Raw genomic sequence first — 22819 nt, 5'->3', positions numbered from 1 at the left:
TAACGTTGATTTGACGAAAAGGACGTGGCGACTTGTTAAAAGATAAAGGAATATCATTAAGCCCTCGGATTTATTTCATTACAGTGCTCAGTTATATGGCGCTCGGTTTATTTAGCTCGTTGATTATGGGATTGATTCTGAAAACGATTGGCGACGGTTTGATGACACGTGGAGTCGATGCATCGATTCTCGTCACGATTGGGGATCAAGCGATTGCGTTGACAGGACCAGCGATTGGTGTTGCTGTCGCGTTCGCTTTAGAGGCACCGCCGTTGATTTTATTTTCAGCAGTCGTTGTCGGAGCGTTCGGTTATGAAGCAGGCGGACCTGCCGGGAGCTATATCGCGGCGTTGATTGCGACGGAGTCCGGAAAACTGTTTTCAAAAACGACGCGTCTCGATATTATCGTGACACCTTTACTTACGTTAGTGATCGGCTTTTTAAGTGGGAAGTATATCGGTTCTTGGATTGGAACGTTGATGACGGATCTCGGGGAAGTCATTCGCTGGGGAACGGAACGCGAACCGCTGCTGATGGGGATTTTTGTTGCGACGGTCATGGGACTCGCATTGACAGCGCCCATTTCAAGTGCTGCTTTAGGCATCATGTTAGGACTGGATGGATTAGCCGCAGGGGCAGCGACGATCGGTTGTGCAGCCCAAATGATTGGATTTGGTGTCATCAGTTATCGTGATAACGGGATTGGTGGATTGATTGCACAAGGGGTCGGGACATCGATGCTTCAAGTCGGAAATATCATCCGTAATCCGTGGACGATTATTCCCCCAACGCTTGCCGGTGCGTTGTTGGCACCATTCGCGACAGTCTTGTTCAGTCTCGAGAGTAATCCGGCGGGTTCTGGAATGGGGACGAGCGGATTAGTTGGTCCATTGATGGTACTGAAGACAATGGGCTTCACGACAGAATATTATCTTGCTGTCGGCATCCTATGTTTCGTCGCTCCGGCAATCATCAGTTATCTAATTTACCGGGTATTGTACCGGTATGGACGTATTAAGGATGGCGATTTAAAAATCGACTATTGAATCTAAAAAAAGGGCTGACTCATAAGTCAAAAAAAATAATCCTTGTGGCGGACGTTTCCGTCCTTCATCGATCAAATGGCCGATGATCCCACTTTTCACGGGATCTTCGGCCACTTCTAATTAATTAAAAGTCGTTCACACTTTTAAGTCAGTCCCTTTTGTCATTATAAAGAAAAACCGAACGAACTCGAGTAGAAACTCGTCAGAAATACGTAGAGATAAATTAAATAGAGGGGGGTCAAGTAACGCATCCGGACGACTGGTAACTTTCGGGCGACACGTTTCCCGAGTGCTTCAAGGACAAGGATAATCGCAAACCCGATAACTAAGAATGCTAAAATCTCAGGTAATCCTCGTTCAGAATCGATAAAAGAGTAACCGTAGCGAAGGCAACTCGTCATTCCGACGAAGCCGACGAAACGTTCGAATGGATGTTTAATAGGTTGGTCCGTCATAGTGATTTCCTTTCAAGGCGTTTTCTAGTTGAAGTATAGCAAACAGAGCGTGAAAACGCACAGAAACATTCGAATATGCTATGATGTACCCAATGAAATTAAGAAGTAATCAAAGGAGGAACTACCATGAAAAAACTTGATTCTCAACAACTATTTGAAACAGCGAAGCAAGGAAATGCTGTTTTTCTCTTTTCAGCAAACTGGTGCCCGGACTGCCGCTTTCTCGATCCGTTCATGCCAGAAATCGAAAGTAAATTCAGTGAGTTTGAATTTTATTACGTCGACCGTGATGAACATATGGAAATTGCCCAGGAAATGGACATCTTCGGCATTCCGAGTTTCGTTGCCTATCGTGGAAACGAAGAAACAGGACGTTACGTCGGAAAAGAACGTAAAACACCTGAACAAGTGACCGAATTTTTAGAAACAGTCTGACACGAAAGCGAGCGCTGTCTCGCTTTTTTTCATTAAGAAAGGATGGAAATGACCCATGGAACTGCAACAAATTCGCCGTATGGTGACGGAAGCATTTGAAGAAGAACGTTATACGACGTACTTTGATCGTGAAAAATCGGTCCTTCGGATTGAACGAAAACAAGACCGGACGGGCGTTGACCTTGGATTAAACCCGCTCGTCGCAAAGGCAAAGCGGCGAGGTGTCATTGCTGTTGAAGAGACGATTGAGTACATCAAAGCGGTTCTAGAACAAACGGAGCCTGTCTCATTAGTCGGAAATGAACAAAAAGTATTACCAGTCATTCGAGCGAAGTCGTTCGCTGACGAAACGAAAGATGGCAAGCGAATCATCAGTACGCCACATACGGGTGAAACAAAAATCATGTACGCTCTTGACTTAGGAGCGACCTATCGCCTAATTGATGAAGATTTAGTTGAACAGGCGGGGTGGACGACTGAACACTTGTCTGAAGCAGCACGCTTCAACTTGAAGTCGCTCGAAGCACCATTCAAGGTCGATGAAGTCGCAGGAAATGTCTTTTATTTCTTGAGTACAGGAGATGGCTATGAGGCTAGCCGCGTCCTCAACAAACAATTGTTAGCAGATTATGCAGACAAAGTGACAGGCGAATTTTCGATTGGGATTCCTCATCAGGACGTCTTAATTTTTGCGGATATCCGAAATGACGCGGGCTATGATGTCTTGCAACAGCTAATGTTTGACTTCTTCACAAATGGACGTGTACCGGTTACGGCACTCCCATTCCTATATGAAGACGGAAATCTTGAACCGGTCTTCGTCCTTGCGAAAAACAAGCATCCGAAACCTTGAATAATCTGATACAATAAGCATTGTGAGAAAGTCTGAAGGGAGTCATGGATTGAATGAATGTGTTTTATAATAAAGAAGGTGTCGGAGACGTCTTGATGGTCATCTTATCAGATGCACCACGAGCGGAAGTTACGGCTGAACGTGCAGGTGCTGTCGCGACGATTTTCCATCATGAGCGCGTGATTGGATACAATATTTTTGAAGCGTCACAGCAATTTGAATTGAATGCAGTCGGACCAGTTGAACTGACACCCGAACTCGTCAAAAAAATTCAAAGCGTTTTAGCGGACAACGGCGTAACGTTTGTAATCGATGACATCGATTACTCACCAAAATTCGTTGTTGGATACGTTAGCTCTTGTGAAAAACATCCGGATGCGGATAAACTATCGATTTGCCAAGTCGAGGTGGACGGAGACACACTTCAAATTGTTTGTGGCGCGCCGAACGTCGCAGAAGGACAAAAAGTTGTCGTTGCTAAACCAGGAGCGGTCATGCCATCCGGTTTAATCATTCGACCTTCTGCACTTCGAGGTATACCGTCAAGCGGGATGCTGTGTTCTGCCCGTGAACTCGCATTACCAGACGCACCACAAGAAAAAGGAATTCTTGTATTAGAGGATTCAGCACATACTGGAGAGGCATTCTTAATCGGCCGTTGATTCGGCCGATTTTTTAACAAGATGGAGGGGTGAAGGAATGAGCAATCGTTACGAACAGTCATTGAAGGAACAAGCGGCACGGATTCGACGGGAATTAGCGGGCGAAAAAGAGACGACTCCAGTCGAACGACCGAAAAAAGAAGAGCGAGAAGATCGCTTCGTGTTGACGGATGTTCCATCGCCTATTTACGGATTCCAACGGCCTAAAAAGCAACGGTCGATCCAAGAAGATGTAACTTCGATTGAATCGGAAATGGACGTTTCAAGTGAATCAGAAGAGGGAAAAACCGATGAGGCGCTTGAGAACATGACAGATGAAACAATTGAAGCGTCAGGGATCGAGACGATGGAACAGACGGACTTAACCGAAGTAGACGCAGGTCTTGTTCCAGTGACGGATTCTGAACTACTCAACCCTGACCCATCAATCGAGTCATCAACTGAAGCATTTGCTGTAGAATCTTTTGATTCAGCTCTAACGGAACAAGAGCCAGTTGAAGAAGAACCGGTTACTGAACTAAAACAACAAGATGAATCATTAGAAGTGACATCTTTAAGTGAAGACACGGAACAACCTCCCGTCGAAAACGGAGATGAGATTTCTTCGGAAAACACCGTCGAACATGTCCTTGAGACGGAAACCGTGCAAGAACAACATGTCTTCACGGAAAAGCGCGCTGAAGAAAAAACACAAGTACAGTCAAGTGCAGTCAAGAAACCTGTTGGACCGCCTGTCAACGTTGTGATGACAACTAAAGACTTAATGGCGATGTATCGTGCACGACGTGAACAAAATAATTTACATGGTAAAAAATAAGTCGGTTTGCTATAATGGTACAGGTTTTGTACCCAAGCCCGATGGTACGAACCGGAACGTGAATTGGAGGGCTTTTATATGACAAAGTATCATTTTGTTGGGATTAAAGGGACTGGAATGAGTGCACTTGCCCAAGTATTACATGAGATGAACCATCAAGTACAAGGTTCTGATATCGAAAAACACATCTTTACTGAGGACGCTTTACGGGCGAAAGGTATTCCGTTTTTCCCGTTCAACGCCGACAACATCAAAGAAGATCAAATCATCATTCAAGGAAATGCGTTTGGTGATGAACATCCAGAAATCGCGCGGGCAAATGAACTTGGTTTAACAATTCATCATTACTACGATTTTTTAGGTCACCTAGCAGACGAATATCGTTCAGTCGCAATCACAGGGTCACACGGTAAAACATCGACGACAGGTCTGTTGTCACATGTCTTAAGCGGAATCACGCCAACCGCATTTCTGATTGGTGACGGTACAGGTGCAGGTGTCGAAGAGGCAAAAGCATTTGTGTTTGAAGCATGTGAATACAAACGTCACTTTTTATACTACAAGCCAGATTATGCAATCATGACGAATATTGACTTTGATCACTCGGATTATTTTACAGGCATTGATGACGTCGTTTCGGCGTTCCAAGAAATGGCGATGCAAGTCAAGCAAGCGATCGTTGCTTGTGGGGACGACGAGCATCTTCAAAACATTCAAGCGAATGTGCCTGTCCTCTACTATGGTTTTGGACAGAACAATGATTTCCGCGCTGAAAATGTCGCATCAACACCAGACGGCACATCATTCGATGTCTATTTACGGGATGATTTTTATGGCACGTTCCTGATTCCGGGATTCGGTCAACATCATGTCTTGAATGCTTTATCGGTCATCGCAATCTGTCAGTATGAAGGGTTGAACAAAGAGGATGTCGCGGAACGTCTCGCTTCATTCGGAGGAGTCAAACGTCGCTTTAGTGAATCAGATTTCGGATCACAGATTTTAGTCGATGATTATGCACACCATCCGAAAGAAATTAGTGCGACGATTGAATCGGCCCGTAAGAAATATCCGGACCGGGAAGTCATCGCGATTTTCCAACCGCATACGTACACACGCCTAAAGTCATTCATGGATGATTTTGCGACATCGCTTCGGGAAGCGGACGCTACGTATCTCTGTGAGATTTTCGGATCGGCGCGAGAGCAAGAAGGGCAAGTTCGGATTGAGGATCTCCAAGAGAAGATTCCGAATTCTGACATCTTGACGCGAGATAATGTTTCGATTTTAAGTAAACATGACAATGCTGTTCTATTGTTCATGGGTGCGGGGGATATCCAAACGTACCAACAGCAGTATGAAGGAACAAAATAAAATGTTTCATCAGTAAAAGGCATGGGTGCATTCAGGCATCCATGCCTTTTTTGTCGGTTTCGTGAAGTTAAGAAAAGATGACGTACGCCGAACCATTTTTTTATTGCATCTTGAATTGAATTTTGGAATAGTGGGGGTATGTTAATTTAGGAAGGAATCAATCACATGGGACAAATTTTCTTGATTTTATTATTGCAGCTCATTTACGTGCCTGTCCTGACACTCCGGACAATCATGCTCGTCAAAGGGCGGACTGTCATCGCCGGTGTCTTCGGGACGGTCGAAACGTTAATCTATATCTTTGCTTTAGGCGTCGTGTTCCGTGACTTGACGACGCTCGGAATGGTCGTCTACGCACTCGGATTCGGGCTCGGTATTTTAATTGGTGGCTTCGTCGAAAGAAAACTTGCGATTGGCTACAATATGATTCAAGTCCATACACAAGAGTTCCCGGCTGAACTGATTCAAGTCATCCGCGATAACGGATTTGGTGTCACCCATTACCAAGGACAAGGACGAGACGGTGTCCGGTACCGGCTCGATGTACTTGCTGCACGGACGCGGATGAAAGTATTGCGTGGTTTAGTCGAAGAATATGAGCCAAAAGCATTCCTCGTTGCTTTCGATTCGGTCGACTTCAAAGGGGGATACATGCTGAAGGGGTTAAAACGTCAAAAGTAATAAAAACTTTTGAAGAACATCACGGGATTCTCCACAAAAAGATGTTTACTCTATGTTATTTAAGGATAAAGATGATATAGAACAAATTACAATTCGTGAGAGGGGTAATCGAAGATGATTAGTAATCACGCAAAAACAGCACTAAACCAACAAGTTGCAAACTATGGTGTTTTATTCGTAAAACTCCATAATTATCATTGGTACATTAAAGGACCAGAATTTTTGACGTTACACGTTAAACTAGAGGAATTGTACACGTGGGTATCTGAGCAATATGATGTTGTCGCAGAACGACTGTTGATGAACAATGGAAATCCTTCAGCGACAATGAAAGAATATTTGGAGCAGACGACGCTTGAAGAAGCAAAATCTGGCTTATCTGCCGATCAGATGGTTGAATCCGTCATCAGCGACTTCCAACAAGTACGTAAAGAAATGCTTGAAGCGATTGAACATTTAGAGGCGCAAGACGTGACGGTCGAAGATGATTTACTGGCTCAAGCAAAAGAAATCGAAAAACAAATTTGGATGTTGCGTGCGACACTAAAAAAATAAGTGAACAAAAACGGATGACTGCATCCTTAGAGGATTCGGCCATCCGTTTTCTACTTATTTTAGATTTTCCGGGTTCAAGACGTCGAGTTCAGGAAGGACGAATCGTCCATCTTTACGAATCAAGACATCGTCAAACCAAATTTCACCGCCGCCATAATCCGGGCGTTGAATGTTGACCAAGTCCCAATGGACCGAAGAATCGTTTCCGTTATAGGCTTCAGCGTAAGCTTGACCCGGCGTAAAGTGGAAACTGCCATCAATTTTTTCGTCAAATAAAATATCTTTCATCGGATGTTGGATGAATGGATTGACACCAATCGCAAACTCACCGACGAAACGGGCGCCGGCATCTGTATCAAACACTTGATTGATGCGCTCCGTATCGTTCGCCGTTGCTTCAACAATTTTTCCGTTTTCGAACGTCAATTTTACGTTTTCGAACGTAAATCCTTGATAAGGTGACGGTGTATTATAGGAAATGACGCCGTTGACGGAATCTTTGACAGGGGCCGTAAAGACTTCACCGTCCGGAATGTTGGCATTACCGGCACATTTGATTGCGGCGATGTCTTTAATCGAGAACGTTAAATCTGTCCCGTCCCCGACGAGGCGGACACGATCGGTCTTGTTCATCAGCTCGACGAGTGGTTCCATCGCCTTGCCCATTTTCTCGTAATCCAGCGTACAGACATCAAAGTAGAAGTCTTCAAACGCTTCTGTCGATTGGTTGGCAAGTTGAGCCATCGAAGCTGTCGGGAAACGGAGGACGACCCATTTCGTTCCTTTAACACGATCTTGGGTATGCATTTTCCCTAATGTTTGTCCGTATAACTTCATTTTGTCCGATGGCACGTCAGATAATTCATTGATGTTATCCCCGGCACGTAAGCCGATATAAGCGTCCATCGCTTGCATCTGCTTTTGCTCGATGTCAGCCATCAATTGAAGTTGCTCTTCTGATGCATTTCGGTATAATTTTCGTAGAATACGATTATCTTTCAACAGGACGAATGGAAGTCCGCCTGCTTCATAGGCAGCATCAACGAGTGCTTCGACTAATTCGCGCTCAATTCCGAAATTTTCAATTAAAACTTTTTCACCAGGAGCGAGTGCAACAGAATAATTAATTAAGTTCGTTGCAAGTTGTGTAAGACGTGGATCGCGCATGAATAGTTCCCCCTCTAATTTGCGTATGTAGGTTTCATCTATCATTGTAACGGAAATAAACCAATTGGAGTAGCAGGAACGACTCGAGATACGTCGAACTACCAACAAGACACTAGCAAAAGAAATTGGAGGCATGAATCATGGAAATCACATTAGGCGGTATCGCCGGACTAGTCGCTGCGATCGCATTCGTAGTGCTCGTTATCTTCCTTGCGCGCGTACTTGGTGCAGCAAGCAAGACACTAAATAATGTCGCAGACACGACAGCAGGGCTTGAACGCCAGCTGGACGGAATTATGATGGAGACGACGGCGTTGCTACATAAAACGAATCGTCTTGTCGATACAATCGAAGAAAAAACAGAGCTCCTTGCGCCGGTTGCGAATTCGATTGAAGAGTTAGGCACATCGCTAAACAAAGTGACGGATTCTGTTCGAACTGTTTCTGATACAGTAGCAGGGGCAGCAGATACGAACAAAGAACAGATTGCTCAAGCGGTTCGTTGGGGTTCAGTCGCTGTTGAACTCTTTAAAAAGAATAAACCGGAATCAGGTCAACCTGTTTCATCTTCTAGTACGGCTACGACAACGGTGGAGAAAAAACAACGCCGCCGTTTCCGTAAACAGGCAGATACACCGGTGACACCGGAAGTCGTGTCAGTGCCGGATGTTGAAAGTATTCCAGATGAATTGAAGGGAGATCGTAAATCATGACAAAACAACACCCATACCAAGCCCAGGACCAAAATACTTCAAAAGGTGGCGGCTTCTTAGCAGGTATCATCGTTGGAGGATTGATTGGTGCAGCCGCTGCGTTACTTTCAAGTCCGAAGTCAGGAAGCGAGATGCGTGGCATGCTCGATGAGCGTACAGCTCCTGCACGTCAACGCTTGAATGAACAGACGCAAGTGGTCCGTGAAAAAGCGGAGCCGCTCGTCGGCGAATGGATTCAACTGGCAAAAGATAAAGCAGCACCGGTCATCGAAAAAGCGAAAAAAAATTCAACTGTTCAAGAAGCGGCACAATACGCTGGTTTTGAAAAAGATCAGGCAAGCATTGACGCAGCACTCGCAGAAGCAGAACAACTCGTACGAGACATCGAACGTGAAATCGGTGAGGAAGTGAACGGTGCAGCTGTTGCGGAACAACTCGATACAGAGACTGTCGCTGATCTTTCAGAACTGCGTGAAGGTTTAGAAGAAGATCAAGAAGATGAGGCTGAGGAAAACGATCCGCAAGCAGACATGGCAAACGAGAAAAAGCCGAAGAAGTAATTTACTGAACGTATTAGCTGCTTTTAGTAGCTAATACGTTTTATTTTTTTGTATAATTTGATTTGATAAGAGCACATCAAAAAAAGAATGGGTTCGAGTAGTTCTATCATGTACAATCGGCATGAAGTCGGCTATAATTAGTTGCTATTACGAGCTATATGCTGATTAGGGAGTGGTAGACAGATGGATCAACAAGCAGAACTAAAGCGTTTACGCGATGAACTTGATTTAGTAAACGCTGATTTATTAGAATTAATCAACAAGCGGGGCGAAATCGCCGTCGAAATCGGTAAAGTAAAACGTGCGCAAGGGCTTGACCGTTACGACCCGGTACGTGAACGTCAGATGCTTGAGTCGATAGCCGAAAATAACCATGGTCCTTTTGAAAATGGTCGCCTTCAGCATATGTTCAAAGAGATTTTTAAAGCGTCACTTGAACTACAAGGGGAAGACCGGACACGTAAATTGCTCGTGTCACGTAAACAAAAACCAACGAATACGATTATCCGTGTTGGAGATGATGTCATCGGTGACGGATCCCAACAACTGATTGCTGGACCTTGTGCCGTTGAAAGTGAGGAACAAGTTTTTGAAGTAGCCGCACAGCTTGCAAAGCATGGTGTTCGCTTCATGCGTGGCGGGGCATACAAACCACGGACATCGCCTTACGATTTCCAAGGGCTCGGTTTAGAAGGATTGAAGATGTTAAAAAAAGCAGCAGATGCGCATAACTTACATGTCATTACCGAAATTATGACGCCGAGTGCCGTTGAATCTGCTTTACCATATGTTGATATCATTCAAGTCGGTGCACGTAACATGCAAAACTTCGATTTGTTAAAGGAAGTCGGGCGTACGAACAAACCCGTTCTTTTAAAACGTGGTCTTTCAGCAACACTCGAAGAGTTCATGTACGCAGCTGAATACATCATGGCGAGCGGGAACGATCAAGTCATCCTATGCGAGCGCGGTATTCGTACTTACGAACGCGCGACACGGAATACACTTGATATTTCTGCCGTTCCTATCCTGAAGCAAGAAACGCATCTTCCTGTCATGGTCGATGTCACACACTCGACAGGACGAAAAGATATTCTTTTACCGACGGCGAAAGCTGCATATGCTGTTGGGGCGGATGCCGTCATGGTCGAAGTGCATCCATTCCCTGCATTGGCACTGTCTGATGCGAACCAACAACTTGATTTTAAAGAATTCGATGCGTTCGTCGAAAACTTAACGTCAACTTTTCCGGCACTAAACGTTCAATGATTTTGTAAAAAGGGTAACCTATAGCGAATGAAAACGTTTTACAATGAAGGAAGAATGGGAAAAGAAAGATATCTTTTCCTGTCTTCCTTTCGTGTTGTCTAAAAATGAAAATGAGAATGAAAACGAAATGATTGTTTAAATAAGGAGGAATTTGCTTTGAACAGTAATATTACAATTTATGATGTAGCACGCGAAGCCGCTGTTTCGATGGCGACTGTCTCCCGGGTAGTTAACGGAAATCCGAACGTCAAGCCATCCACGCGCAAGAAAGTCCAGGATGCAATCGATCAACTCGGGTATCGCCCAAATGCCGTCGCACGTGGACTCGCAAGTAAAAAAACGACAACGGTCGGAGTCATCGTACCCGATATCTCAAATATTTTCTTTGCCGATTTAGCGCGTGGGATTGAAGATGTCGCGACGATGTACAAATACAACATCATTTTATGTAATTCCGATCAAAATCGTGAAAAAGAAATCCATCTCTTGAATACGTTGCTCGGAAAACAAGTCGATGGCATCATTTTCATGGGTGGACGCCTTCATGAAGATTTAGTCCGCGAATTCAAAACATCCCCTGTGCCGATCGTATTAGCAGCGACGCTCAATCAAGACTATGATCTTCCTGCTGTCAACATCGATTACGAGAGTGCGGCATATGACGCCGTCAAATCATTGATCGATCATGGACATAAACGGATCGGGTTCATCACGGGTCCACTCGAGCAACAGATTAACGGTGAGAAGAAATTTGCCGGGTACCGTAATGCCCTGGAAGAAGCCAATCTTCCGTTTGACGAACAAAATGTCGTTTTAGGAAACTACACGTATGATTCAGGAATGAAGGCAATGAACCAACTGCTTGAACTCGGTGAGGAGTGCCCACGTGCAATCTTCGCTGGGACGGATGAAATGGCTCTCGGTGTCATTCATGCCTTACAGGACGCAGGTCACCGTGTTCCTGAAGACTTCGAAGTCATCGGACACGATAATACACGTCTCGCGACGATGATTCGTCCGAAGCTGACGACTGTCGTGCAACCGATGTATGATATCGGAGCAGTTTCGATGCGTCTGTTGACTAAAATCTTGAATCAAGAAGAAATTGAAACAAATGATGTAACGTTACCGCACCGGATTGAGCACCGGGACTCTACACGTTCATGATGTTCAAACAAAAATCGTCCTCTTTCCTAGTCGAGTCTAGGAAAAAGACGATTTTTGTTTTGTTCTAAATTATTTAAGGTGTCACGGTAATAAGTTGATCTTGATGGTGATGCAACTGATCATTTTCAACATGAAGCCGGACCGTCGTTTGACCAGCTTGTGCTAATTTGACTTGACCGACGTACATATCGTCTTTCAACGTTAGTGGAATGTACGTATGTTTTTCGACACCTTCTTCGATGACTTCGACTTGGACATCTGCTTTTAAGACTTCACCCTTTTCAAAAATATGAAACGAAACGGGGAGCGTCGCACCTGCCGTGACTTTCGTTGCCCCCATATAGTGAACGGCAAGATTTTCGCTCGAAGCATGATCATGATCGGCATCGTCGTGTGAAGCTTCTTCATGCGAATGATCCATTACAGTAAAAGAAATTTTATCCATGTGGTGTAGACCCTTTTTATCATTGATATGATAGAGTCCTTCGTATTCACCTTCAGCGAGTATTGCTTCTGCTTGGTAAGAACCCGTTTTTTTCAAAGAAGCTTTAATTTTTTTATGAGCAGTATCTTTTTCATCTGCTTTCCAAATCTCGAACGTCACATCTTCTACATTGACTGCTTTTTTATCTTCGACAGCAGTTGCTTTAAATATGACCTTTTCATCAGCCATCGTTTTTGCTGGAACCTCTACTGTGACGTCGACTGCCGGTTTCCCACTACCTTGCATCGCGTCGTGGTCCATCGCCTTTTCTTCGCTATTGTTGCATCCTGCAAGAAATAGACCAGTTGCAAGTACGGCAACACTCATCCCCATCATTTTCTTCATGTTCAGTCCCCCAATTATTCATTTACTATGTAAAGTATTGAAACCTTATTTAGTATACCAATAACTTGTGAAATCTGAACGAAGTATATGTGAAAAGTACAGGACAATTTTTAATCACTCGAGTAGGGTGAAGCTTCTGATAAACGGTCTTTTTTCGCGTCATCGATAAATGGCCATAGGAGTCGTTTAACGGTTTCCCAGTTTTTTTCCTCGATTTCAGGTCGACGGGGAATCGAAGGATACACTGGCAATTGATCTGCCCACGTAGTCGGAACCGTCGTGCTCTGTTTTGTCCATCGCTCAATCCAGTCTTTCGGGAGGTCCCCACTAAATGGTGCACGATTTGTCAAAGCTGCGAAGACTTGACTCCAGGCGCGGGGAACGACACGGTACCAATCGTATCCTCCTCCGCCTAAAGCGACAATCCGGCCTTTCGTATAACGGTTTGCTGCTTCGACAGCGATTTGCGGAATTTGTTCATAACTTTTCATCGTGAGCGACAAGTGAGTCAATGGATCAAGCGCGTGGGCATCGGCACCATTTTGCGTAATGATCAAGTCAGGTTGGAACAACTCACAGGCTTCGAACAAGGCAGTCCGATAGGCGAGTAAAAACGAAGCGTCTTCCGTAAAAGCATCAAATGGAATGTTCCAACTGAAGCCATAACCCTCTTCAGATCCGCGCTCTGTCACCATACCTGTCCCCGGGAAGAGATAACGTCCTGTTTCATGCAGTGACAGCGTCATGGCATCGGAACGATTATAAAAAGCCCACTGGACACCATCGCCATGGTGCGCATCGGTATCGACATAAAGAATACGACACGCATATTTTTCAATCATCGCCGCCATGGCGACTGCTGTATCGTTGTAGATACAAAATCCTGAAGCACGACCACGAAAACCATGGTGCAGACCACCCGCGATATGAAATGTCCGTTTATATCGTCCGGACAAGACGAGTTCGCAAGCCTCAATTGTTCCACCGACGAGTAGTGCGGCACCTTCATGCATGTCAGGGAAGACGGGTGTATCTTCTGTTGCGAGCCCATACATCTGTGCCTTCATTGGCGTCAGTTCACCTTGACCCGCCAGCTTGACGGCTTGAATATAATCGGCATCATGTACGAGTCGTAACTCCTCATCCGTTGCGCGACGTGGTGCGATACAGTCGACGTCCTTGAGTGCCCCCATCGTCTCTAAGAGAGAGACGGTCAAGTCCAGTCGAATTGGGTTGAAAGGATGTGTATCGGAAAAACGATAATTCGTTTCTTCCTCACTGTAAATATAAGCAAACTCTTTCATCGGCTGACGTCGGGACCGAGTACATCGAATCCTTCCTTCCGTAACTTTTCGATGATTCGAATCGGATTCATCGTCTGGACACGAAAAGCGACGATGCGGACATACGGATCAGGCGTAGGATACACGAGGACATTTAAGATATTGATATTCGTTTTAGCGAGTAGATTCGCAATCTTTGCTAATGTACCCGCTGTATTTTCAACACGCACTTCGATTTGTGAGCTCGGCTCGAGCGCTCCTGTTAATTGAACGAATGTCCGAAGCAAATCGGTTTCTGTCATTAAGCCGACGAGACGCCGTCCCCGAACAATCGGTAAGCAAGATAAGCGATGTTCATAAAATAAAATCGCGGCGTCTTCAATGAAATCAAGCGGGTGTGCCGTGATAGGAGTTTGTTGCATGATACTGGAAACGGAATTTTGTTGATCAACGTGAAGGGTATCTGGATGAAAGACACTGCTTGCACTTTGGAGCTCTTTTAGACCGATGAGACCGACAAGTTCATGACGGGCGTTTGTCACGGGAATATGGCGAATCTCATGACGTTGCATCAATTCTGCGGCATGCGCAATAGAATTTGTTGGTTGAATCGTAATACAATTCGTCTTCATGATTTGTTCGATTAACATGCTATTCCTCCTTTAATCGTACATGAAGCGACGGCGGAGCCGTAAAGCATCGAAATGAGCGACGACTTCTGGTGCGACATGTTTCCCGATACGTGCCATTAAACAATTAGCCGGATGCGATGCAATCTCTGGATCATCGGTCGGGAAAAAGACGAGGCCCCCGTGGTTCATCATCTTTTCCATGATTTTTCGATAGTCCCAAACAGATAGTCCACTGCCTTTTAAATCCCAATGCCAGTAATACTCGGTCGTCAAGATTAAGTAGTTTTCCATGGCCGGATCGAGCATCGATACTTCGAGAAGCTTTTTACCAATCTGTTGACCGCGAAAACGAGCAGACACTTCAATCGCACCTAGCTCTAAAATATATGGATTATTTCCTTCGCTCCATGTCTCATAAGGATCAGGGTAAAGGAATGTGACATAGCCGATGATTTCTTGATTTTTCCTGGCGATAATGATCCGTCCTTCATCTAAATCTGCGATTTCAAGGAGCGCTTGATGCTGCTCTTTCGGTTGCCTGAAGGCAGTTAAACCATCATCGAGGAGGTAAGTGGCGAGTTGTTTACTCGCGACAGGTCCTTCGATTTCAACTGGACCGAGCGATGTTTCATGAGTACGATGATTGAATTGTTTTTCAAACATGTAAGCGTCACCACCTTTCTCTTTATTATAGCCGAAGCGAGTTGCGGAAAGAGAGGGATTTTTTAACAAATTAACGGCAATCGATTGAACTACACCATAACTAGCTTATAATGGAGAGGAGTATAGAGAAGGGGAGGAACGAGAGATGAAAGTTTTGAAAGCGCTTCCGGGTAAGCATTGGTTATCCGACTATAATGAATCGGCGTCATACGATTGGCAAGAAGCGGAACAATATTTTTCATGGGCAACGACGGGGAAAGTCAATATGGCCCATGAAGCAATTGACCGTCATGCTGAAGGTGAACGAGCGAATAAAAAAGCTCTGATTTACTTTGATGGAACGACGGAGCAAACTTTTACGTATGCTGACATGAAACGTTTGACGAACAAAGCGGCAAACGTTTTGACGGATGCTGGAATCAAAGCAGGAGACCGAATTTTTATCTTCATGCCACGTTCGCCAGAACTTTATTTTGCGTTGCTCGGTGCCTTGAAAGTCGGAGCAATCGTCGGTCCGTTGTTTGAAGCCTTCATGGAACAAGCTGTACGCGACCGCTTGCTTGATTCTGAAGCAAAGATGTTGATTACGACGAAAGCATTATTACCACGTGTTCCGCTTGAAGAGTTATCGACACTCGAATCCGTCTTTTTAGTCGATGAAGACATCGAGACGACAGATCGGCTACTGGACTTCCGGGCAGCGTTCGAGTCCGCGTCAGATGTGTACGAACCGGTTTGGCTCGACCGGGAAGACGGTCTCATCTTACATTATACGTCTGGGTCGACGGGAAAACCAAAAGGGGTCTTACACGCTCAAAATGCGATGATTCAACACATGATGACCGGACGTTGGGTTCTTGACCTTCAGGAAGATGATATCTATTGGTGTACAGCAGATCCGGGCTGGGTGACGGGGACGAGTTATGGGATTTTTGCCCCGTTCTTAAATGGTGCGACGAATGTCATCGTCGGTGGTCGGTTCAATCCGGAGTTTTGGTACAGTGTCATTGAAAAATACAAGGTAACGGTTTGGTATAGTGCACCGACCGCATTCCGGATGCTGATGGGTGCCGGCGCAGACGTCGCACAAACACATGACTTGTCGAGCTTACGGCACGTGTTATCCGTCGGAGAACCGCTCAACCCAGAAGTCGTTCGTTGGGGAAAAGAAGCATTCGACCAACGCATCCATGATACGTGGTGGATGACGGAAACAGGGGCAATGATGATTTGCAACTATAAATCGATGGACATCAAACCAGGGTCGATGGGGAAACCGATTCCTGGGACAAAAGCTGCAATCATCGATGATCAAGGGAATGAGTTACCTCCGTTTAGAATGGGCAATTTAGCTTTGAAAACACCGTGGCCATCCATGATGCGGCAAATCTGGAATAATCCACAAAAGTATGAATCATACTTCTTCAAAGGATGGTACGTTTCAGGAGATTCTGCATATATGGATGATGAAGGGTACTTCTGGTTCCAAGGACGCGTCGATGATGTCATCATGACGGCAGGAGAACGGGTGGGACCGTTCGAAGTTGAGAGTCGTCTTGTCGAGCACCCGGCAGTTGCAGAAGCCGGTGTCATCGGGAAACCGGATCCAGTACGTGGTGAAATCATCAAAGCCTTCATTTCGTTACGAGACGGCTATGAACCGACTGAAGAATTGAAACAAGAAATTCAGGCGTTCGTCAAAGAAGGGCTTGCAGCACATGCGGCGCCACGTGAGATTGACTTCCGAGACAAGCTTCCGAAAACCCGGAGCGGTAAAATCATGCGCCGCGTCTTGAAGGCGTGGGAACTAAATCTTGAAGCGGGTGACCTCTCGACGATGGAAGAATGATGTCAGAGTAAGTGACGTATAGGATTGACTGTTCTTGAACTACCAACGATGCTTCGTTGGTAGTTTTTTAATATGAACAAAAAAACGAAGTTCACTGTTACGTGAACTTCGTTTTTTTGAATGGCTTCATTCAGTTTTTTTGTCGTCTTCTTTTGCTTTCTTTTCAGCATCAGCCTTCGCCTCTGCTTCTTTCTTCTTAGCCTCAGCATCGGCTTTCGCCTTGTCGTCAGCCGCTTTTTTCTTAGCCTCTGCATCAGCTTTCGCTTTGGCATCGGCCGCTTTTTTCGCGTCCGCATCGGCTGCTTTATCTTCAGCAGCTTTCTTTTCAGCGTCAGCTTTTGCTTGCGCTTCAGCGTCGTCTTTCTTCTTCGCGTCTGCTTCTTTTTCTTTTGCCTCGGCCTCTTTTTTCTTTTCTTCAGCGGCTTTTTTCTTCGCTTCCGCTTCTTTTTTCTTTTTATCTTCTTCTTTGAATGAACCTGAGTTCTTGAAGTCATTTGCGTCTACTGAAGCCGGTTGATTGAAGCGTGCACCTGACTTGAAGTAACTGTTGTTCGCAGCATACGTTGCATTTGCCATCTGTGCCCACAGGTTCTGGGTACGTTGGTAATATGTCGTTGCACCCATCAATGAGTTGTTTTGATCATGCCCCGTCCAAACCGCCAGTGTAACCCCTGGTGTTGAAGCAACGAGGTAAGAGTCCTTAATTTCGTTCGTCGTTCCGGTCTTACCGGCCCAATCGCCAGGTACTTTTAATAACGAGTTCGCATAACGAGCTGTTCCGTTATCAAAGACACCACGCATCATATCAAGCGTTAAATAAGCCGTACGCTCTTCGTAGATTTTTTCTTTTTTCGATTTAGCTTTATAGATGCTTTTCCCGTCTTTCGTAATCTTCGAGATGATATACGGTTCGACGTATTCACCGTAGTTCGCGAGCATCGCATAAGCACCAGCAAGCTCAACCGGTGTGATTTCCATCGTTCCAAGAGCAGCAGATGGTGCGTACCGGATGCTGTCAGGAACTTTAATACCCATGTCGACTAGTTTTTGAATCGAGTTCGACATATTCATTTTTTCGTAAATCTTCACGGCTGGAACGTTGAGTGAAAGTTCCAATGCCTCACGGACCGTCACATTACCTCGGTAACGCCCGCCTTCATTGTTGATTGGGTTGTCACCTGGTTGACGTGGAACCGTTTGATAATAATACTTTTCATCATTAACGGTCGAAGCCGGTGTAATCAAGCCGTTTTCGATACCGTTCGAATAAACAAGAATTGGTTTGGCTGTCGAACCGATTTGACGTTTTGCCTGGAACGCGCGGTTGAAATCATCCGCCGTTCCATCCGTGTAACGTCCACCGACGAAGCCTAAGATACGACCTGTCTCATTTTGAATCATGACAGCAGCCGTTTCTTCTGGATCTTTTTTCGAGACCGTTTTTTTCGTTTTTGGATCAACGACTTGCGTGTATTGTGGAGAAGCAGGGAAGTTGGCAGCATTTTTAGCTGGTGCCTGCATCGCCTCGTGAATTTTCTTATCAAGTGTCAAGTGAATCTTGTATCCGCCTTGACGCATGGCAACTAAAGCCTGTTCCTGATAGTTCGCTTTGACTTCTGCGAGTTCGGATGGTTTTACTTCATCTTCTTTGACGCCATCCTTTTTCATGAAATAGCTCGTCATGATTTTCAAGGCTTCTTTTTCAGCAAGATCGTAAACGTACGGGTACGTATCACGCGAACGTGTTGACGTTTTGGCGAAGTCTTTTGTGATATCGTATTTGACGGCTTTTTCATATTGCTTTTTCGTAATGTTTTTTGCGACATACATCCGTTTTAGAACAGTTTTCATCCGGTTCGTACTTGCTGTCAAATCTTCTTTGACGACACCACCTTGAAGGTAGGGTGTGTAATAATACGGGTTTTTCGGAATGCCTGCTAAGAAGGCTGCTTGTGGTAATGTCAGTTTTTTCGCGGATTTATTGAAGACACCACGAGAGGCGGCTTCGATTCCGGCAATATTTCGTCCGAGAGAGTTTCGACCGAATGAGACAACGTTTAAATAGGCTTGTAGAATTTCATCCTTCGTCATCGCATTTTCGAGACGAAGTGCTAAGATGATTTCTTTTGCTTTCCGTTCGAATGAAACTTCATTCGTTAAAATTTGGTTTTTAATCAATTGTTGTGTCAACGTACTGCCACCCGTCCGAGAAGACGAGTTCGTTAGCTCCTGTAAGACTGCCCGGAGTGTTGCTTTCGGTACGACGCCATCATGTTCATAAAAATCGACATCTTCCGTCGAAAGAACAGCGTCTAGCAGGTAAGGTGAAATTTCTTTGATGTTGACCGGTTGACGTTCTTCATCTGTTGAAATGTTCGTCAACTTTTCGCCACTGCCCCAGTAAATTTCACTCGTAATGGCATAACTATTAACTTGTTGCTTCATTTCCGTTAATTCTGGTGCTTTTGTATCTTTGACGAGCGAAGCGAAATAGCCGCCTGCTGCACCGACAGAAAAACTCCCAATCAGTAGGACAGCAATGATGAGGAATAAAATGATATTCCAAGATACGTCATATGTGATATTCGACCAGTGCCGAACGGCTTTCGTTCGGGGATGATTCCAAAACTTGGACCAGTTCTCGCGCATAAATGATCTCCTTTACATCTTAAACTTGGGTGTAAATTAACATTAAATCACAGATAGACGTATTATACCACAACTGAAACGTGACAATGTCTCTTGACAGTCGATTCTACTTCGACGTATCATGAAAACATCTTATGAAAAATATACGAAAAAAATCAGCTGTGATTGGAATTAGTAATGGAACGCTCCCTGTATCAGAGACCTAGTGGTGCTGCGAACTAGGACATAGCGTGTTCATGAATTACGTCTCCAGGAGCTTCTTGAGAAATCAGGCGGACCGTCCCGTTATCGACGATCTAAGTGGCATGTGTTGCATGCAATTAGGGTGGTACCACGGAATATTCCGTCCCTTCGTTCAGTCGGAGGGGCGGTTTTTTTATACAATTTTTTTAGGAGGAAAACAGATGACGTTACTTGAGGATTTAGAGTTTCGCGGCCTAATCAGCCAAATGACAGATGAAGAAGGTATTAAAGAACTCCTGGCAAGTCCGACAACACTGTACACGGGATTCGACCCGACAGCAGATTCATTGCATATCGGACACCTGTTACCAATTCTCGTTCTACGCCGTTTCCAAGAAGCGGGGCACCACGTGGTCGGTCTCGTCGGTGGCGCAACCGGGATGATTGGAGATCCAAGTGGGCGGTCGACAGAACGATCACTGAACACGTCGGATATCGTCGAAGAATTTGCGAACCGCATCAAAGGGCAATTATCACGCTTTTTACCGCTGGATGGCGAAAACCCTGTGACGATTGCGAACAACCTGGATTGGACAAAAGATTTAACGATCATAGATTTCTTACGCGATATCGGAAAACACTTCCCAATCAGCTACATGCTAGCGAAAGACTCTGTTGATTCACGCCTTCAGAACGGGATTTCTTTCACAGAGTTTTCGTACATGCTATTACAATCATTTGATTTCTTAAAGCTATATGAAAACGAAGGGTGCCGACTCCAGGTCGGCGGAAGTGATCAGTGGGGAAACATTACAGCAGGGATGGAACTGATCCGACGCGTTGGTCATGAAGAGAAAGCATTCGGCATCACTGTACCACTCGTCACGAAATCAGACGGGCAAAAATTCGGGAAAACAGCAGGCGGGGCAGTATGGCTCGATGCCGAAAAAACGACACCGTACGAGTTTTACCAGTTTTGGTTCAACGTCGATGACCTTGATGTCGTCAAATTCCTGAAATACTTTACGTTCTTGACACACGAAGAACTGGAAGGATTGCAAGCGGAAGTGGAAACGGCACCTGAAAAACGGATTGCCCAGCGCCGCCTGGCAGAAGAGATGACGAAACTCGTTCATGGCAGCGAAGCGCTTGAACAAGCGGAGCGAATCACGAAAGCACTCTTCAGTGGTGACATCAAATCATTAAAGGCAGATGATATCGCAGATGCCTTTAAAGGGATGCCGCGCTTTACGCTTGGTGAAGCAACGAATCTCGTCGACGTACTCGTCGAAGCGAAAATCAGTCCTTCGAAGCGTCAAGCGCGAGAAGACGTGACGAATGGCGCAATCTACATCAATGGAGACCGTGAACAAGAGTTGACGAAAGAGATCACGAAGCAAGATGCGATTGGTGACTTCACGATCATCCGTCGTGGGAAAAAGAAATACTTCGTACTTGAACATGCGTAAGTGATATAACAAAAAAGAACGCTGACGAATGCTCGTCAGCGTTCTTTTTGCTTAGGCTGTTCTAAAAATACGGAGTGGTAATAAACGAACGGCGATCGTCGTGGCAAGTAACGCTTTTAGCGTATCACCGATGATGAACGGGACATTAATGACGAGGGCATCCATGAATGATAAATGTAGGACGAGCATTAAACCGAATGTTCCGAGTAAGTAAACGAGACCGAGTCCGAAAACGACCATTCCAAAAAACAATGGGATGAAGCGAGTCGTTCGTTCGGCGACATAGCCGATGAAGAAGCCGGCAATCGGGAAGGCGACTAAATACCCTACGGTCGGTCCGACGAACGGCGCAAGACCACCTTTGCCTCCGAGAAGTGGTAATCCGGCAGCAGCGAGCAGCAAAAAAATCAAGACGGCAAGCCCGCCGCGCTTCGCACCGAGAATGGCACTGACCGTCATGATGGCGAGCATCTGGAGTGTGATCGGTACAGGTCCGACGAGTTGAAGTTGTGGTAGTAAACTAATGGCTGAGATGATTGCAGCACCGAGTGCAGTAAATGTAAGATCTTTTGTTTTCATGATGGATGAGGGCCTCTTTTCTTTTTTTGTGTTAACCAATATAAATAAAAGGTTAACACAAAAAGAAAATGATGCAACTACTATTTTTAAAAAATGTTAAAAGGACACAAAAAAAGCACCCACCGAAGTGAGTGCTAAAAACAACTGATTAACGTGAGTAGTACTCAACGACGAGTTGTTCTTGGATTTGATCGTTCAATTCAGAACGCTCTGGAAGACGGACGAACGTTCCTTCGAGCTTCTCAGCATCGAAAGTAACGAAGTCTTTAGTTGCTGGTGCAACTTCGAGTGCTTCTTTGATAACGACAAAGTTCTTCGATTTTTCGCGAACTGAGATCGTTTGACCTGGTTTCACGCGGAACGACGGGATGTCGACGCGAGCGCCATCAACTTGGATGTGACCGTGGTTGACGAGCTGACGAGCAGCACGACGTGTACGAGCCATACCCATACGGTAAACGACGTTGTCAAGACGTGCTTCAAGTAAGAACATGAAGTTCTCACCGTGGATACCAGGCATTTTGCCAGCATCGTTGAAGATACGGTTGAATTGGCGTTCGTTTACTCCGTACATGTGACGAAGCGTTTGCTTCGCTTGAAGTTGAAGACCGTACTCAGACATTTTGCGACGGCTGTTACCGTGTTGTCCTGGAGCGTACGGACGTTTTGCGATTTCTTTTCCTGTTTCAGTAAGAGAGATACCGAGACGACGTGAAAGTTTCCAAGCTGGACCTGTATAGCGAGCCATAATAAGACTCCTCCTTAGTGTTCGTTATTATTTGCATAAAAATAATAACGCCATCAAACCCACGTTACGCCCATTTCATGGTGTGGCACCCTCGCTTGATAGCAAAGTTACACGATGCCCCTCCGGCAAAGCCGAGTCATGAAATGTGATACGCAAGCGATTTGACCGCTATCGTTATCAT

At 45.3% G+C, this 22819-nt stretch carries 23 protein-coding genes and 1 other annotated feature; of the genes, 14 read left to right on the top strand and 9 right to left on the bottom strand.

Annotated features, from left to right (window positions below; translation table 11 throughout):
• Positions 1–32: 32 nt before the first annotated feature.
• Positions 33–1046 carry a PTS sugar transporter subunit IIC gene (locus A0126_RS11095; protein WP_088837641.1) on the top strand — a complete coding sequence of 338 codons (1014 nt, stop codon included), beginning with the start codon at positions 33–35 and terminating at the stop codon, positions 1044–1046.
• Positions 1047–1210: 164 nt separating this feature from the next.
• On the opposite strand, the gene A0126_RS11090 is transcribed toward A0126_RS11095, so the two are convergent.
• A complete protein-coding gene (locus A0126_RS11090) occupies positions 1211–1501 on the bottom strand; it encodes a hypothetical protein (protein WP_029331187.1) in 291 nt (96 codons plus the stop codon).
• 126 nt (positions 1502–1627) lie between these two features.
• On the opposite strand from A0126_RS11090, the gene A0126_RS11085 reads away from it, so the two are divergent.
• The 7 genes from A0126_RS11085 (at position 1628) to A0126_RS11055 (ending at position 6878) form a co-directional block, all read left to right on the top strand.
• Positions 1628–1936 (top strand): thioredoxin family protein, encoded by a 309-nt coding sequence (locus tag A0126_RS11085; protein WP_029331186.1) that lies wholly within the window; start codon positions 1628–1630, stop codon positions 1934–1936.
• A gap of 55 nt (positions 1937–1991) precedes the next feature.
• Entirely contained in the window at positions 1992–2789 is a 798-nt protein-coding gene (locus A0126_RS11080) for a DUF1444 domain-containing protein (protein ID WP_088837640.1), read from the top strand.
• Between the two features lie 53 nt (positions 2790–2842).
• Positions 2843–3451 (top strand): YtpR family tRNA-binding protein, encoded by a 609-nt coding sequence (ytpR, locus tag A0126_RS11075; RefSeq protein ID WP_088837639.1) that lies wholly within the window; start codon positions 2843–2845, stop codon positions 3449–3451.
• A 37-nt stretch (positions 3452–3488) separates the two neighbouring features.
• On the top strand, positions 3489–4268 hold the full coding sequence (locus A0126_RS11070) for a hypothetical protein (RefSeq protein ID WP_088837638.1): 780 nt from the start codon (positions 3489–3491) through the stop codon (positions 4266–4268).
• Positions 4269–4346: 78 nt separating this feature from the next.
• Positions 4347–5642, top strand: coding sequence for a UDP-N-acetylmuramate--L-alanine ligase (gene murC, locus A0126_RS11065; RefSeq protein WP_088837637.1), 1296 nt, complete (start codon positions 4347–4349; stop codon positions 5640–5642).
• Positions 5643–5807: 165 nt separating this feature from the next.
• Positions 5808–6323: a DUF5698 domain-containing protein gene (locus tag A0126_RS11060; RefSeq protein WP_088837636.1), complete on the top strand. Its 516-nt coding sequence runs from the start codon at positions 5808–5810 to the stop codon at positions 6321–6323.
• Between the two features lie 114 nt (positions 6324–6437).
• Entirely contained in the window at positions 6438–6878 is a 441-nt protein-coding gene (locus tag A0126_RS11055) for a Dps family protein (protein WP_029331180.1), read from the top strand.
• Between the two features lie 54 nt (positions 6879–6932).
• Here A0126_RS11055 and A0126_RS11050 read toward each other — a convergent pair whose 3' ends face one another.
• A complete protein-coding gene (locus A0126_RS11050) occupies positions 6933–8045 on the bottom strand; it encodes an aminopeptidase (protein WP_088837635.1) in 1113 nt (370 codons plus the stop codon).
• Between the two features lie 140 nt (positions 8046–8185).
• On the opposite strand from A0126_RS11050, the gene A0126_RS11045 reads away from it, so the two are divergent.
• The 4 genes from A0126_RS11045 (at position 8186) to ccpA (ending at position 11754) form a co-directional block, all read left to right on the top strand.
• A complete protein-coding gene (locus A0126_RS11045; RefSeq protein WP_029331178.1) occupies positions 8186–8758 on the top strand; it encodes a DUF948 domain-containing protein in 573 nt (190 codons plus the stop codon).
• Positions 8755–9318 carry a YtxH domain-containing protein gene (locus tag A0126_RS11040; protein ID WP_088837634.1) on the top strand — a complete coding sequence of 188 codons (564 nt, stop codon included), beginning with the start codon at positions 8755–8757 and terminating at the stop codon, positions 9316–9318. The genes A0126_RS11045 and A0126_RS11040 overlap by 4 nt, the downstream gene beginning before the upstream one ends.
• A 183-nt stretch (positions 9319–9501) precedes the next feature.
• Complete coding sequence (locus A0126_RS11035) at positions 9502–10587, top strand: bifunctional 3-deoxy-7-phosphoheptulonate synthase/chorismate mutase (RefSeq protein ID WP_088837633.1); 1086 nt, start codon at positions 9502–9504, stop codon at positions 10585–10587.
• Positions 10588–10743: 156 nt separating this feature from the next.
• Positions 10744–11754, top strand: a complete 1011-nt coding sequence (ccpA, locus tag A0126_RS11030) for a catabolite control protein A (RefSeq protein ID WP_088837632.1) — start codon at positions 10744–10746, stop codon at positions 11752–11754.
• A 73-nt stretch (positions 11755–11827) separates the two neighbouring features.
• Here ccpA and A0126_RS11025 read toward each other — a convergent pair whose 3' ends face one another.
• From A0126_RS11025 to A0126_RS11010, 4 genes are all read right to left on the bottom strand, one after another.
• A complete protein-coding gene (locus A0126_RS11025) occupies positions 11828–12583 on the bottom strand; it encodes a FixH family protein (RefSeq protein ID WP_088837631.1) in 756 nt (251 codons plus the stop codon).
• Positions 12584–12693: 110 nt separating this feature from the next.
• Positions 12694–13887, bottom strand: a complete 1194-nt coding sequence (locus A0126_RS11020) for an acetoin utilization protein AcuC (protein WP_088837630.1) — start codon at positions 13885–13887, stop codon at positions 12694–12696.
• Positions 13884–14516, bottom strand: a complete 633-nt coding sequence (locus tag A0126_RS11015) for an acetoin utilization AcuB family protein (RefSeq protein WP_088837629.1) — start codon at positions 14514–14516, stop codon at positions 13884–13886. The genes A0126_RS11020 and A0126_RS11015 overlap by 4 nt, the downstream gene beginning before the upstream one ends.
• Positions 14517–14528: 12 nt before the next feature.
• Positions 14529–15161 (bottom strand): GNAT family N-acetyltransferase, encoded by a 633-nt coding sequence (locus A0126_RS11010; RefSeq protein WP_088837628.1) that lies wholly within the window; start codon positions 15159–15161, stop codon positions 14529–14531.
• 145 nt (positions 15162–15306) lie between these two features.
• Between A0126_RS11010 and acsA the strand changes: the two genes are divergently transcribed.
• The gene (gene acsA / locus A0126_RS11005) at positions 15307–17010 is read left to right on the top strand and encodes an acetate--CoA ligase (protein WP_088837627.1); all 1704 of its coding nucleotides are present in this window, start codon (positions 15307–15309) and stop codon (positions 17008–17010) included.
• Positions 17011–17136: 126 nt separating this feature from the next.
• Here the strand turns inward: acsA and A0126_RS11000 are convergent, their stop codons facing one another.
• Positions 17137–19659: a transglycosylase domain-containing protein gene (locus A0126_RS11000; protein ID WP_088837626.1), complete on the bottom strand. Its 2523-nt coding sequence runs from the start codon at positions 19657–19659 to the stop codon at positions 17137–17139.
• 152 nt (positions 19660–19811) lie between these two features.
• Positions 19812–20013 (top strand) — a binding site (T-box leader).
• A 50-nt stretch (positions 20014–20063) separates the two neighbouring features.
• On the opposite strand from A0126_RS11000, the gene tyrS reads away from it, so the two are divergent.
• A complete protein-coding gene (gene tyrS, locus A0126_RS10995) occupies positions 20064–21311 on the top strand; it encodes a tyrosine--tRNA ligase (protein ID WP_088837625.1) in 1248 nt (415 codons plus the stop codon).
• Positions 21312–21362: 51 nt separating this feature from the next.
• On the opposite strand, the gene A0126_RS10990 is transcribed toward tyrS, so the two are convergent.
• Together A0126_RS10990 and rpsD are read right to left on the bottom strand one after the other, a co-directional pair.
• Positions 21363–21890 carry a biotin transporter BioY gene (locus A0126_RS10990; protein ID WP_088837624.1) on the bottom strand — a complete coding sequence of 176 codons (528 nt, stop codon included), beginning with the start codon at positions 21888–21890 and terminating at the stop codon, positions 21363–21365.
• A 148-nt stretch (positions 21891–22038) separates the two neighbouring features.
• Complete coding sequence (gene rpsD / locus A0126_RS10985) at positions 22039–22638, bottom strand: 30S ribosomal protein S4 (protein WP_012371102.1); 600 nt, start codon at positions 22636–22638, stop codon at positions 22039–22041.
• Positions 22639–22819 lie beyond the last annotated feature (181 nt).

The organism is Exiguobacterium sp. N4-1P, from assembly GCF_002214325.1.
Note: the sequence above shows the minus strand (reverse complement) of the source record. Positions and strands in the feature narration are given on the sequence as shown.